10 protein-coding genes are annotated in these 13,647 nt (G+C 70.1%); 3 read left to right on the forward strand and 7 right to left on the reverse strand.

Translation table 11 applies throughout. The annotated features are described in order from the left end of the window. Positions 1 to 132 precede the first annotated feature (132 nt). A complete protein-coding gene (gene arc, locus JFN87_RS07070; RefSeq protein WP_209339032.1) occupies positions 133 to 1,899 on the reverse strand; it encodes a proteasome ATPase in 1,767 nt (588 codons plus the stop codon). Between the two features lie 265 nt (positions 1,900 to 2,164). Here arc and JFN87_RS07075 point away from each other — a divergent pair, with 265 nt between their 5' ends. Beyond that, positions 2,165 to 2,482, forward strand: a complete 318-nt coding sequence (locus tag JFN87_RS07075) for a ferredoxin (RefSeq protein ID WP_209339033.1) — start codon at positions 2,165 to 2,167, stop codon at positions 2,480 to 2,482. A 17-nt stretch (positions 2,483 to 2,499) separates the two neighbouring features. On the opposite strand, the gene JFN87_RS07080 is transcribed toward JFN87_RS07075, so the two are convergent. The 3 genes from JFN87_RS07080 to JFN87_RS07090 all read right to left on the reverse strand — a co-directional run bounded on the left by JFN87_RS07080 (position 2,500) and on the right by JFN87_RS07090 (position 5,469). Beyond that, positions 2,500 to 3,090: a hypothetical protein gene (locus JFN87_RS07080; RefSeq protein ID WP_209339034.1), complete on the reverse strand. Its 591-nt coding sequence runs from the start codon at positions 3,088 to 3,090 to the stop codon at positions 2,500 to 2,502. A 184-nt stretch (positions 3,091 to 3,274) separates the two neighbouring features. Next, positions 3,275 to 4,168: a tRNA (adenine-N1)-methyltransferase gene (locus JFN87_RS07085; RefSeq protein WP_209339035.1), complete on the reverse strand. Its 894-nt coding sequence runs from the start codon at positions 4,166 to 4,168 to the stop codon at positions 3,275 to 3,277. 56 nt (positions 4,169 to 4,224) lie between these two features. Further along, positions 4,225 to 5,469, reverse strand: coding sequence for a site-2 protease family protein (locus JFN87_RS07090; protein ID WP_209339036.1), 1,245 nt, complete (start codon positions 5,467 to 5,469; stop codon positions 4,225 to 4,227). Between the two features lie 64 nt (positions 5,470 to 5,533). Here JFN87_RS07090 and JFN87_RS07095 point away from each other — a divergent pair, with 64 nt between their 5' ends. Together JFN87_RS07095 and JFN87_RS07100 are read left to right on the forward strand one after the other, a co-directional pair. Then, positions 5,534 to 6,421, forward strand: a complete 888-nt coding sequence (locus JFN87_RS07095) for a RecB family exonuclease (protein WP_209339037.1) — start codon at positions 5,534 to 5,536, stop codon at positions 6,419 to 6,421. 25 nt (positions 6,422 to 6,446) lie between these two features. After that, positions 6,447 to 7,127 carry a response regulator gene (locus tag JFN87_RS07100; RefSeq protein ID WP_307865342.1) on the forward strand — a complete coding sequence of 227 codons (681 nt, stop codon included), beginning with the start codon at positions 6,447 to 6,449 and terminating at the stop codon, positions 7,125 to 7,127. 86 nt (positions 7,128 to 7,213) lie between these two features. Here the strand turns inward: JFN87_RS07100 and JFN87_RS07105 are convergent, their stop codons facing one another. The 3 genes from JFN87_RS07105 to metH all read right to left on the reverse strand — a co-directional run bounded on the left by JFN87_RS07105 (position 7,214) and on the right by metH (position 13,571). After that, complete coding sequence (locus tag JFN87_RS07105; RefSeq protein ID WP_209339038.1) at positions 7,214 to 8,815, reverse strand: ABC transporter substrate-binding protein; 1,602 nt, start codon at positions 8,813 to 8,815, stop codon at positions 7,214 to 7,216. Between the two features lie 387 nt (positions 8,816 to 9,202). Then, a complete protein-coding gene (locus JFN87_RS07110) occupies positions 9,203 to 9,904 on the reverse strand; it encodes an HAD family hydrolase (RefSeq protein WP_209339039.1) in 702 nt (233 codons plus the stop codon). Positions 9,905 to 10,055: 151 nt separating this feature from the next. Then, positions 10,056 to 13,571 carry a methionine synthase gene (metH, locus tag JFN87_RS07115; RefSeq protein WP_209339040.1) on the reverse strand — a complete coding sequence of 1,172 codons (3,516 nt, stop codon included), beginning with the start codon at positions 13,569 to 13,571 and terminating at the stop codon, positions 10,056 to 10,058. Positions 13,572 to 13,647 lie beyond the last annotated feature (76 nt).

Here is a 13,647-nt window from a genome sequence, read left to right on the forward strand (position 1 = left end):
AGGTACCGAGCCTAGAGCGCCGCGGGCCTCGCGGGGAGATCATTTGAAACGTCGGCCTGGTGAGATGGTATTTCCGGGGTAAAGCAACCGGCTGCGGATGCCCGGGAGGACATCCGCAGCCGGGTCTTCGTCCTACAGGTACTGACCGGTGTTCGCCACCGTGTCGATGGAGCGCCCCGTGTCTGCGCCCTGCTTTCCGGTGACGAGGGTGCGGATGTAGACGATCCGCTCGCCCTTCTTGCCGGAGATGCGGGCCCAGTCGTCGGGGTTCGTGGTGTTCGGCAGGTCCTCGTTCTCCTTGAACTCGTCCACGCAGGCCTGGAGGAGGTGGGAGACGCGGATGCCCTTCTGGTCGTGGTCGAGGAATTCCTTGATGGCCATCTTCTTGGCACGGCCCACGATGTTCTCGATCATGGCGCCGGAGTTGAAGTCCTTGAAGTACAGGACTTCCTTGTCCCCGTTGGCGTACGTCACTTCGAGGAAGCGGTTCTCCTCGGACTCGGCGTACATCTGCTCCACGACGGTCTGGATCATCGCGTGCACCGCCGCGTCGGGCGAGTCGCGGTGTTCCGCGAGATCGTCCGCGTGCAGCGGCAGGGAGGCCGTGAGGTACTTGGCGAAGATGTCCTTGGCGGCCTCCGCGTCGGGGCGCTCGATCTTGATCTTCACGTCGAGCCGGCCCGGGCGGAGGATGGCCGGGTCGATCATGTCCTCGCGGTTGGACGCGCCGATGACGATGACGTTCTCAAGACCCTCCACGCCGTCGATCTCGGCGAGCAGCTGGGGGACGATGGTGTTCTCCACGTCCGAGCTGACACCGGAACCACGGGTGCGGAAGAGGGATTCCATCTCGTCGAAGAAGACGATGACGGGCGTGCCCTCGCTCGCCTTCTCCCTGGCGCGCTGGAAGACGAGCCGGATGTGGCGCTCGGTCTCACCGACGTACTTGTTGAGGAGTTCCGGGCCCTTGATGTTCAGGAAATAGCTCTTCCCCGCCGGCCGGCCGGTCACTTCGCCGACCTTCTTGGCGAGCGAATTCGCGACGGCCTTCGCGATGAGCGTCTTTCCGCATCCGGGGGGCCCGTAGAGCAGGATGCCCTTCGGCGGCCTGAGCTCGTGCTCCTTGAACAGGTCGGGGTAGAGGTACGGGAGCTCGACGGCGTCGCGGATCAGCTCGATCTGCCCGCCGAGGCCGCCGATCTTCTTGTAGTCGACGTCGGGGACCTCTTCGAGGACGAGCTCCTCGACCTCGCTCTTCGGCACGACCTCGTAGACGTACCCGGAGCGCGGTTCGAGCAGCAGGGCGTCGCCCGGCCTGATGGTGAGGTCCATCAGGGGCTCGGCGAGCTTGACGACACGCTCCTCGTCGGTGTGGCCGATGACGAGGGCGCGCTCGCCGTCCTCGAGGATCTCCTTGAGGGTGACGATGTCGCCCTGGCGCTCGAACTCCATGGCCTCGACCACGTTGAGCGCCTCGTTGAGCATGACCTCCTGGCCGCGCCTGAGCTCGTCGAGCTCCACGCCTGGGCTGACGTTGACACGGAGTTTGCGGCCCCCGGTGAAGATGTCGGCCGTGTCGTCCTCGTTCGCCTGCAGGAAGACGCCGAAACCGGCGGGCGGCTGCGCCAGCCGGTCGACCTCCTCCTTGAGGGCCACGATCTGGTCGCGGGCCTCACGCAGCGTGCCTGCGAGCCGCTCGTTCTGCGCGGACACGCCCGCCAGGTTCGTCTGCAGCTCGACGATTCTCTCCTCGAGAATCCTCGTGTGCCGCGGAGAGTCGGCGAGCTTGCGGCGCAGGACGGCGATTTCCTGCTCAAGATAGGCAACCTGGCCTGCTGGGTCCTCGGACCCCCGCCCGGGCCGGATGCCGCGGTTGATGTCGTCGTCGTGGGCTGCCACGGTCCTCACCTCCTCCAAGGGGAGCTGGACGCTTCCTGACCCTACCTGGGTGGGTGATGATTGAAACCCCTAGATCACAAAGACTGAAGGGCTCTGTCCGATCTTCACCCTTGCGCTCTCCCTCACGCCAGGCAAATACCCACCCAGCGACGTCGGAAAGCGGCCGGTTGTATCGTCGAAGTGTTCAACACCCGCCATGACTGGCGCGACTTGTTCCACCAGGGTCGCACGGTGGCGCGGTGAGACGCGGGAAACGGCAGGAGAGATGAGCGTGCAGCAGGATGCCCCGACCGACGACCTGGCGACCCAGGGGCCGCTGGAGGTCTGGATCGATCAGGATCTGTGCACGGGCGACGGCATCTGCGCGCAGTACGCGCGCGAGGTCTTCGAGCTCGACATCGACGGACTGGCCTACGTGAAGAGCGCGGACGACGAGCTGCTGCAGGACCCTGGCGCGGCCACGCGCGTGCCGCTGCCGCTGCTGCGCGAGGTGGTGGACTCCGCGAAGGAGTGCCCGGGCGAGTGCATCCACGTACGCCGCGTTGCGGACGGCGTGGAGGTCTGCGGGCCCGACGCGTCCTGAGGCCGGCGCGTCAGGGGTCAGATGCTCTTGCCGCTGCTCTGTTCGCTGCGGACGAACGCCTTGTTGCGCCAGACCCACGAAACCCTGTCCTGGACGTCGGGGCAGCACCTCGGCACGTTCTGGTCCGAGTAGCCCAGCAGGGTCGCCAGCACGGCACGGTTCTTGATCGTGAACTGCTTGCCCACGGTCTCGCCGGCGTCCGCGCTCAGCAGCGTCGCCACGACGCGCGGGGCGCCGGCCCGGGTGCGGTTGAGGACGTAGATCGCGCTCGGCGGGGTCCCGGACGCCGAGTCGCACCGGACCGCGGCCACGGTCTCGCGCACGCCGTCGCCGTCGAGGTCACCGCTCGCCCTTGCCGTGACCACCGTGCCCACGGGGCCGCAGCCCAGCGGGAAGCGGACGGCCGAGGGGTCGGGAGGCGGCAGGTGGCGCGCCCGTGACGGCGCCGCCCGGCTGATCGGCGGCCCCTGGGCCTGTGAGCCGGATGCGTCACCCGGCTGGACGAGACCCGCGAGAGCGACCACAGCGGCCATCGCGGTCGCCGTGGCGAGCCAGTGCAGGGGGGTGGGCCTGGTGTGCGCGAGATCCGGGAGCTCGGCGGGGTGCACGCCTAGTGTCTCCTGTTGCGGGGGGTGCTGGAGAAGCCGACTGCGGGCGGGAGACAGCATCGTGCCACACGTCACACGGCGGCGGAACAGCGGGGTCAGGACCCGGGGATGACCGGGCGGCCGGCCGCGGTACGCGGCGGCCGGCCGCCTTCAGGGGCAGCGGGAGCCGCTGCCGGGCACAGGGTCAGCGTGAGCCGCTGCCCGGCCCTTCGTAGTCCTCGCCGTACGCGCCCTTCGCGGGGCGGCGGCGGCGCAGCGGCGGCTCCACGCCGTCGGCGAGGCGGCGTGCGGTGACGAGGAAGCCGGTGTGGCCGATCATGCGGTGGTCGGGCCGCACGGCCAGGCCCTCGACGTGCCAGTTGCGGATCATGGACTCCCAGGCGGCCGGCTCGTTGAACGTGCCGGACTCGCGGATGGTCTCCACGGTGCGCGCGAGCTGCGTGGTGGTCGCGACGTACGCGATGAGGATGCCGCCGGGCACCAGCGCCTTGGAGACGGCGTCGAGGCACTCCCAGGGGGCGAGCATGTCGAGGATGACGCGGTCGACGTCGGTGTCGGACAGGTTGTCCTGGAGGTCGCCGACCGTCAGCTGCCACGCGGGGTGCGGGCCGCCGAAGTAGCGCTCGACGTTGCCGCGCGCGATGTCCGCGAAGTCCTGCCTGCGCTCGTAGGAGTGCAGCATGCCCTCGTCGCCGATGACCCGCAGCAGGAAGCTGCTGAGGGAGCCCGACCCCACGCCCGCCTCGACGACGCGCGCGCCGGGGAAGATGTCGCCGAAGGCGAGGATCTGGCCCGCGTCCTTCGGGTAGACCACGGCGGCGCCGCGGGGCATGGACAGGACGTAGTCGGGGAGCAGGGGGCGCAGCGCGAGGTAGGCGACGTTCCCCGTGGTACGGACAACACTGCCCTCGGGAGCACCGATCAGCTCGTCGTGCGGGAAGGAACCCTTGTGGGTGTGGAAGTTCTTCCCGGCTTCGAGCGTGAACGTGTAGTGGCGTCCCTTGGGGTCGGTGAGCTGGACCTGGTCCCCGACCTTGAAGGGCCCGCGTCGGCGGGCGGCACCGGTCGGTTCGGACATGTGCCCAGCCTATCCGGTCCCGGAGGCCGCCCTGCCCGCCGGCCGGGGGCCGTGGCTCACTGGGGGCGGCCCATGGCGGCGACGAAGGCGCGCTCGACGTCTGCCGTGGACAGCACGCCGTAGATCGAGCCGGTCTCCTCGACGACGAGGTACTCGGTGGCCGGAGTGGCCTTGAGGCGGTCGAGCAGCACCTCGCCCGCGAGCTCGGCGGGCACGGTCATGCCGTCGGCGAGGTCCTGGGTGAGGGTGCTGACGGCGACCCAGGGGCGCCTGTGCTGGGGCACGCCGACGATCGACGCCTCGCGGACGATGCCGGTGGGCGCGCCTTGGCCGTCCACGACGACGAGGGCGCGCGCGCCCGCCTCGTTGGCCCTGCGCAGCGCCTCGGAAAGCGGGGTGTGGGACTCGACGGGCACGGCGCGCCGGGTCAGCGTGCGGGCCTTGAGGCGTGGCAGGTGCTCGCGCAGCCGCGCCATGCGCAGGCTGTTGCCGGCACCGGTCCAGATGATGGCGGCCAGGATCGCCGCGATGAGGGCGTCGGTGACGGTCTCGACGCCGCTGAGCCCGCCGCCGTTCAGCCCCCCGCGGCCGAGCAGGGGCAGGCCAATCAGCACGACGAGGACGACCACGGCCAGCAGCCTGCCGACCCAGACGGCTGCGATCGTGCCGCTCATGGGCTTGCCGGTGATCTTCCACACGACGGCGCGCAGCATGCGGCCCCCGTCGAGCGGCAGCCCTGGCAGGAAGTTGAAGACCGCGACGAGCAGGTTCGAGACCATCAGGCCCGCGAGCAGCACGCCGGGCACGGAGCCCGCGTCGACCGTGTACATCGCCCCGTAGAAGATCGCGGACAGCACCAGGGAAAGCAGCGGTCCGACGAAGGCGAGGACGAACTCGCGCCCCGGTGTCTCCGACTCCTTCTCGATCTCGGAGACGCCGCCGAAGAACTGGAGCTGGATGCGGCGCACCGGGAGGTTGAAGCGGAGGGCGGCGACGGTGTGGGCCAGCTCGTGCACCAGCACGGAGGCGTAGAAGGCGACCGCGAAGAACAGGGCGACGAGGTAGCGTGCGCCCCCGATGCCCGGCAGCACGCGGTCGAGCTGGCCGCCGAAGATCCAGGTGATGAGCGCGGCGACCAGGAACCAGCTGGGGCCGACGTAGACGGGCACGCCGAAGGGGCGGCCCATCAGGATGCCGCCGCCTGGGCCTCGGGGCCGCGTGGGCTTCACGCCGGGGTCGGGGCGGCCGCCGGCGCCCTGCTCCCCGGTCCTGCCGCGCTCGCCCGGCTCGTCGTCTTTCACGGGTTCCTTCCGTCGTGGGCCGTCCCGCCCGCTTGATCATGCAGTGCGAGTGGCCCTGTAGTCGATGGTATGCGGATCGCTGTCGGTGGCGGGTCGTAGGGTCAGCGCCATGAGTACGAGCGTGCCCCCGACGTCCCTGTCGCCCTCGCGGGCGAACGACTTCATGCAGTGCCCCCTGCTCTACCGCTTCCGGGTGATCGACAAACTGCCGGAGAAGCCGAGCGAGGCGGCCACCCGCGGCACGCTGGTCCATGCCGTGCTCGAGCGCCTCTTCGACGATCCCGCGACGGAGCGCACGGCGACGCGGGCGAAGGCGATGGTGCCGCACCAGTGGGACAGGCTGCTCGGGTCGCGCCCGGAGCTGGCCGGGCTGTTCGCGGACGACGAGGGCGGCGAGCGGCTGGCGCGCTGGCTGGGCGAGGCCGAGTCGCTGGTCGAGCGGTGGTTCGGTCTCGAGGACCCGACGCGCCTGGAGCCGGCGGAGCGTGAGCTGTTCGTGGAGACGGAGCTGGACTCGGGTCTGCGGCTGCGCGGGGTGATCGACCGGGTGGACGTGGCGCCGTCGGGCGAGGTGCGCATCGTCGACTACAAGACGGGCAAGGCGCCCCGCCCCGAGTACGCGCAGAGCGCGCACTTCCAGATGGCGTTCTACGCGCTCGTGGTGTGGCGGCTCAAGGGCGTGGTGCCGCGCCGCCTCCAGCTGGTCTATCTCGGCAGCGGTGACGTCATCACGTACGACCCGGTCCTGGCGGACGTCCAGCGGGTCGAGCGGAAGCTGCTCGCGCTGTGGGACGCGATCCGGCGGGCGACGGAGACGGGCACGTTCCCGCCGCGGCCGACGAAGCTGTGCGGCTGGTGCGACCACCAGGCGTTCTGTCCCGAATTCGGGGGCACTCCCCCGGTGTATCCGCCGGCGGCGCCGCGGGATGCCGGGCAGGACAGGGCAGAATGAACGTGGTCCATTGAGAGGGGTTCCCGTGGCTGTCGGCACCGTCCGAGTCCTGCTGGTCGACGACCAGCCGCTGTTGCGCACCGGTTTCCGGATGATCCTGGAGGCCGAGCAGGACGTCGCGGTGGTCGGGGAGGCCGGGGACGGCCTCCAGGCGATCGACCAGGTACGCGCGCTGCAGCCCGATGTGGTGCTGATGGACATCCGCATGCCGCGGATGGACGGCGTGGAGGCCACCCGCCAGATCACCGGCCCTGGGCGTGACGGCCCCGCCAAGGTGCTGGTGCTGACGACGTTCGACCTCGACGAGTACGTGGTGGAGGCGCTGCGCGCGGGGGCCAGCGGGTTCCTGCTGAAGGACGCGCCCGCGAACGAACTGGTGCAGGCGATCCGGGTGGTGGCAGCGGGAGAGGCGATGCTGGCGCCCAGCATCACGCGCCGCCTGCTGGACAAGTACGCCGACCACCTGCCGTCGGGCGAGGAGGCGGTGCCCGACACGCTGAACACGCTGACCGAGCGCGAGGTCGAGGTGCTGAAGCTGGTGGCGCGCGGCCTGTCGAACGCGGAGATCGCGGCGGACCTGTTCGTCAGCGAGACGACCGTCAAGACACATGTGGGGCACGTGCTGACGAAGCTGAGCCTGCGCGACCGGGTCCAGGCAGCGGTGTACGCGTACGAGAGCGGTCTTGTGCGCCCGGGCGCCCAGTAGGCGCGCCGCGCGCCGGCGGGCACGCGGGAGCCCCGGACCGGCGGTGCGCGGTCCGGGGCTCCGGTGCGTTCAGGGCCTGCGGTCCGTCACTGGCCGGCCGTGCCCTTGCTGAGCTCCCACAGGTGGTAGGCCTCCGAGGAGTCGACCGCCCACTCGACGCCGGTGATGTCGTCGCGGGCCGCCACGTACTCCTTGCCCTGCCACAGCGGCAGGATCGGCACGTCCTTGGCGACGATGTCCTGGATCTCGCCGAACGTGGACGAGGCGGCGCCGCGGTCGGCCTCGCGCCGTGACTGCGGGATCAGCTGGCCCCTGATCTTCGGGTTGTTGTAGGGCAGCCCCAGGAAGTTGCCCTTGTCGAGGAACGGTGCCACGAAGCTGTCCGGGTCCGGGAAGTCGGGGAACCAGCCCATGCCGTAGGCCGCGTACTTGCCGCTGATCTCCGCGTCCCTGAAGTCCTTCCACGGCGTGCCCTGGACGGTCACGTCGAAGAGCTTGCTGCCGTTGAGCTGGCTCTTGAGGACCTGGAACTCCTTGGCGGTGGCGGAGCCGTAGTGGTCCGTCGTGTAGTGCAGCGTGAGCTTGACCGGCGTGTGGATGCCGGCCTTCTGCAGCGTCTCGGCCGCCTGCTTGACCGAGGGCTGCGCGCCGTACTGGTTGAAGAACGAGTTGGTGTGGCCCGTGATGCCGGACGGGATCAGCGAGTAGAGCGGCTCCGCGGTGGTCCCGTAGGCCTTGGCCACGAGCGCCTGACGGTCGACCACGTACGCCATCGCCTGGCGCACGGCCTTGTTCTTGACGACGGGCGCCGTCGTGTCGAAGCCGAGGTAGCGGATCGCGAGGCCGGGCATCTCGGTGAGGTTGATGTCCTTGCGCGGGTTGTCGGTCATCGACTTGATCTGCTCGGGCGACATCGAACGGAGCATCACGTCGATCTTGCCCTTGTCGAGCGCCGTGCCCATGGCGTCGGCGTCGGGGAAGGCCCGCATCTCGACCTTGTCGTTGAGGACCTTCAAGTCGCCCTTGTACGTGGGGTTCTTGGTGAAGGTCGCCTTGACGAGGGTGCCGTTCTTGACGTCCGCCTTGAAGGTGTAGGGCCCCGACCCGTCGATCTTGAAGCCGTCGCGCAGCTTCTTCGCCGAGTACAGCTTCGGGTCGACGATGCCGCCGGCCGGGGTGGCGAGCTTGTAGGGGAACGTGGCGTCGGGCGTCTTGAGGTGGAACTCGATCGTGGCGCCGTGGGTGTCGATCCGGTCCACGTTGGTGAACAGGGCGAACGCGCTGTTGGCGTCGTGGATGGCGACGACCCGCTGGATCGAGTACTTGACGTCGTCCGCGGTGACCGGGTCGCCGTTGGAGAACTTCAGCCCTGAGCGCAGCTTGCAGCTGTACACGTTCTGCCCGTGGAACGCGCACTGGCTGGCCGCCTCGGGCACCGGCTCGCCGCCGCCGCGCGGGATGTGGGTGAGCGTCTGGAGGGTCTGCCTGAGGATGTTCCAGCTGCCCGTGTCGTACGCGTAGGCCGGGTCGAAGGGCGCCGGGCCGGTCTTCGTCGCGGTGAACTGGTCGGTGGTGCCCACGACTATCGCCTGACCACCGTCGGAGCCGCTGCCCGAGCCGCCGCAGCCGGCCATGACGGGCGCCAACAGGCCAAGGGCTGCCGACAGCACCAGAGTCTTGCGGTTCATCGTGGACTAACTCCTCGTGGGGGAACGCCTGGACGCGTCGGCCCGGATGATGACGCGTGCGGCGCGGGTTGCCTCAGCACGTACTCGCCAGACATTAGTAGCCGTGCGACGGGCCCAGGAACTGACCTCCACGGGCGGGTTGTCACTCAGTTATCGCCCTTAACGGCCTGTGGACATAGGAGCGTCGGCAATTTCGTACAGTGCTTCACCAACCGGGACACAAGGGCACGCGCGGGCACCGCGGAAGGGCCGGCGAGCGCCTCTTCCGGGCGCCGTGACGTGACGAACGTCACCCAACGTCACCCTTGGTCCGAATGCGGTCGCGGAGTGTGCCCGTCGTGGCCGGAGGCCGTTCACCGCACGGGTTCTCGCGGGTCGCGGGGCCCGTCAGCGGCCGGGCGCCGGCAGGGAGCGCAGGAAGGCGAGGTCGACGTCCTCCAGCGAGGCCACGATGTGCCGGCCCTCCGCCGGGGCGATCGGGGCCACGGACGGTACGGCGACGACGGGGCAGCCCGCCGCCTCGGCGGCCGCCACGCCCGTCGCGGTGTCCTCGACGACGGCGCACCGGCCGGGCTCCGCGCCGAGGCCGCGCGCGGCGACCAGGTAGGGGTCGGGGTGCGGCTTGGTGCGCGCCACCTCGTCGCCGGCGACCGTGAGCGCGAAGTTCTCCGCCCCCAGGGAGAGCAGGACCTGGTCGATGATGCGCCGGTGGGAGGCGGAGACCAGCGCGGTGGGTACCCGGTGCGCCCTGAGCTCGGCGAGCAGCCGGGCCGCGCCCGGCATCAGCGGCACGCCCTGGGCGATGCGGTTCTCGAACGTCTCGTTGAACAGCAGCACGATCTCGTCGAGGGTCACGTCGGCCCCGGTGGCCTCGATCAGGTAGCCGGCGCTGCGGGCCATCGGGCCGCCGACGACGATGTCGCGCCAGCCCTCGTCGAGGGTGTGCCCGAGGTTCTTGAAGACCTCGACCTCGGTGTCCCACCAGATCCCCTCGCTGTCCACCAGCGTGCCGTCCATGTCGAGCAGCACGGCCTGCAGGGCGGAGCCTTCGGCCGTTCGGGGCAAGGACACGGGGACCGTACTGGTCATCCGGCACACCTCCAAGAGGGACGAGAAGGCCGGCCGCGTGCACCGCCGGGGGTTCCCCGGGAGCGCGGCGGCCGGCCTGCGCTGGACTGATCAGTGTACGTCCCGGCGGCGCACGGTGCTCGGCGCGTGCGCCGCCGGGGTGATCGGCGCGTTACCGTGCGTTGAAGTACTTGGCCTCCGGGTGGTGGATGACGATCGCGTCGGTGGACTGCTCCGGGTGCAGCTGGAACTCCTCGGAGAGGTGCACGCCGATCCGCTCAGGCTGGAGCAGCTCGGCGATCTTCGCGCGGTCCTCCAGGTCGGGGCACGCCCCGTAGCCCAGCGAGAAGCGGGCGCCGCGGTACTTGAGGGCGAACATGTCCTCCACGTCCGGGGGATCCTCGCCGGCGAAGCCGAGTTCGGAGCGCACGCGCGCGTGCCAGTACTCGGCGAGCGCCTCCGCGAGCTGGACGGACAGGCCGTGCAGCTCCAGGTAGTCGCGGTAGGAGTTGGCCTCGAACAGTTCGGCGGTGCGCTCGCCGATCTTCGACCCGATCGTGACGACCTGGAGGCCCACCACGTCCGTCTCGCCCGACTCCTCCGGGCGGAAGAAGTCCGCGAGGCACAGGTGGCGGCCGCGCCGCTGGCGCGGGAACGTGAAGCGGGTGCGCTCGGACCCGTCGTCGTTCAGCAGGATGAGGTCGTCTCCCTTGGAGACGCAGGGGAAGTAGCCGTGGACGACGGCGGCTTCCAGCAGGTTCTCCGTGTGCATGCGGTCGAGCCAGCCGCGCAGGTGCGGGCGGCCCTCGGTCTCGACGAGCTCCTCGTAGGAGGGGCCGCCGCCGGTGCGCGACTCCTTGAGCCCCCACTGGCCCTTGAACAGCGCGCCCTCGTCGAGCCAGGACGCGTACTCCTTGAGCTGGATCCCCTTGACGACGCGCGTGCCCCAGAACGGCGGGGTGGGCACCGGGTTGTCGACCGCGACGTCGGAGCGTGAGACCTTCTCCTCCGGCTGGTCGAGCACGGCCGTGGTCGCAGCGGACTTGACCCTGCGCTGCTTGAGTTCGGGCAGCACGGCGCCGGGCACGCCCCGCTTGACGGCGATGAGGGCGTCCATCAGCCGCAGGCCCTCGAAGGCGTCGCGCGCGTAGCGGACCTCGCCCTCGTAGATCTCGTGCAGGTCCTGCTCGACGTAGGCGCGCGTGAGGGCGGCGCCGCCGAGGATGACCGGGAAGTCGGCGGCCAGCTGACGCTGGTTGAGCTCCTCCAGGTTCTCCTTCATGATCACCGTGGACTTGACGAGGAGCCCCGACATGCCGATGACGTCGGCCTTGTGCTCGGCCGCCGCCTCCAGGATCGCGGAGACCGGCTGCTTGATGCCGAGGTTGACGACGTCGTACCCGTTGTTGGACAGGATGATGTCCACGAGGTTCTTGCCGATGTCGTGGACGTCGCCGCGCACGGTCGCCAGCACGATCGTGCCCTTGCCTCCGCCGTCCTCGGACTTCTCCATGTGCGGTTCGAGGTGGGCGACGGCGGTCTTCATGACCTCGGCCGACTGGAGGACGAAAGGCAGCTGCATCTGGCCGGAGCCGAACAGCTCGCCGACGACCTTCATGCCGTTCAGCAGCGTCTCGTTGACGATGTCGAGGGCGGAGCGCTCCTGGAGCGCCTCGTCGAGGTCGGCTTCGAGGCCGTTCTTCTCGCCGTCGATGATGCGGTGTTCGAGGCGCTCGGAGAGCGGCAGGGCCAGCAGCTCCTCCGTCTTGCCCGCGCGCAGGGACTTGGCGGTGGCGCCCTCGAACAGGGCCATCAGCTTCTGCAGCGGGTCGTAGCCCTCGGCGCGCCGGTCGTGGATCAGGTCGAGCGCGGTCTTCACCTGCTCGTCGTCGAGCCGCGCGATGGGCAGGATCTTCGCGGCGTGCACGATCGCGGAGTCGAGACCGGCCTTGACGCACTCGTCGAGGAAGACCGAGTTCAGCACGATGCGGGCGGCCGGGTTCAAGCCGAAGGAGATGTTGGAGAGGCCGAGCGTGGTCTGCACGTCGGGGTGGCGCCGCTTGAGCTCACGGATCGCCTCGATGGTGGCGAGGCCGTCGCGGCGCGACTCCTCCTGGCCGGTGCAGATGGTGAAGGTGAGGCAGTCGATGAGGATGTCCGACTCGTTGATGCCCCAGTTGCCGGTCAGGTCGTCGATGAGCCGCTCGGCGATGGCCACCTTGTGCTCGGCGGTACGGGCCTGGCCCTCCTCGTCGATGGTGAGCGCGATGAGCGCGGCGCCGTGCTCCTTGGCGAGCGTGGTGACGCGCGCGAAGCGTGACTCGGGTCCCGCGCCGTCCTCGTAGTTGACGGAGTTGATGACGGCGCGCCCGCCGAGCTTCTCCAGGCCCGCGCGGAGCACGTCGATCTCGGTGGAGTCCAGCACGATCGGCAGGGTCGAGGCCGTGGCGAAGCGGCCGGCGAGCTCGGCCATGTCGGCGGCGCCGTCGCGGCCCACGTAGTCGACGCAGAGGTCGAGCATGTGCGCGCCCTCGCGGATCTGGTCGCGCGCCACCTCGACGCAGTCGTCCCAGCGCGCGTCGAGCATGGCCTCGCGGAACTTCTTCGAGCCGTTGGCGTTGGTGCGCTCGCCGATGGCGAGGTACGAGGTGTCCTGCCTGAAGGGCACGGCCTGGTACAGGGACGCGGCGCCCGGCTCGGGGCGCGGCTCACGCTCGGTGCGCTCGCTGCCGCGCACCCGCTCGACGACCTGGCGCAGGTGCTCGGGGGTGGTGCCGCAGCAGCCGCCGACGAGGGAGAGGCCGTACTCGGCGACGAAGGTCTCCTGAGCGTCGGCCAGTTCGCCCGGCTGGAGCGGGTAGTGCGCGCCGTCCTTGCCGAGCACCGGCAGGCCCGCGTTCGGCATGCAGGACAGCGGGATGCGGGAGTGGCGTGCGAGGTAGCGCAGGTGCTCGCTCATCTCGGCGGGGCCCGTGGCGCAGTTGAGGCCGATCATGTCGATGCCGAGCGGTTCGAGCGCGGTGAGGGCCGCGCCGATCTCGGAGCCGAGCAGCATGGTGCCGGTCGTCTCGACGGTGACGGAGCAGATGACGGGCAGGTCGGCGCCGGTGGCCTCGATGGCGCGCCGGGCGCCGAGCACGGCCGCCTTGGTCTGGAGGAGGTCCTGCGTGGTCTCCACGAGCAGCGCGTCGGCGCCGCCGGCGATCATGCCTTCCGCGTTCTGCTGGTAGGCGTCGCGGATCGTCGTGTAGGCGACGTGGCCGAGGGTGGGCAGCTTGGTGCCCGGGCCCATGGAGCCGAGCACCCAGCGCTGCCGGCCGGTGGAGGCGGTGAACTCGTCGGCGACCTCGCGGGCGATGCGCACGCCTGCCTCCGACAGCTCGTACACGCGGTCGGCGATGTCGTACTCGCCCAGGGCGGCGAAGTTGGCGCCGAACGTGTTGGTCTCGACGCAGTCGACCCCGACGGCGAAGTACTCCTCGTGCACGGACCTGACGATGTCGGGGCGCGTGACGTTGAGGATCTCGTTGCACCCTTCGAGGTCCTGGAAGTCCGCGAGGGTGGGGTCCTGTGCCTGGAGCATGGTCCCCATGGCTCCGTCCCCCACCACCACCCGGGTGGCGAAGGCTTCGCGGAGCGCCGCGACGCGCGTCCTGCTGTCGGTGGAAGGGGTCGGCGACGAGGCCATGGATTCACTCCCGTAGATGCGACGGCTGTCGGCTTTGCCCCGAGCGGTACGCGGGGCACCCGGCCAGCGTAGCCGG

The organism is Streptomyces montanisoli (assembly GCF_017813245.1).
In the GTDB taxonomy this organism is placed as follows: Bacteria; Actinomycetota; Actinomycetes; order Streptomycetales; family Streptomycetaceae; genus Streptomyces; species Streptomyces montanisoli.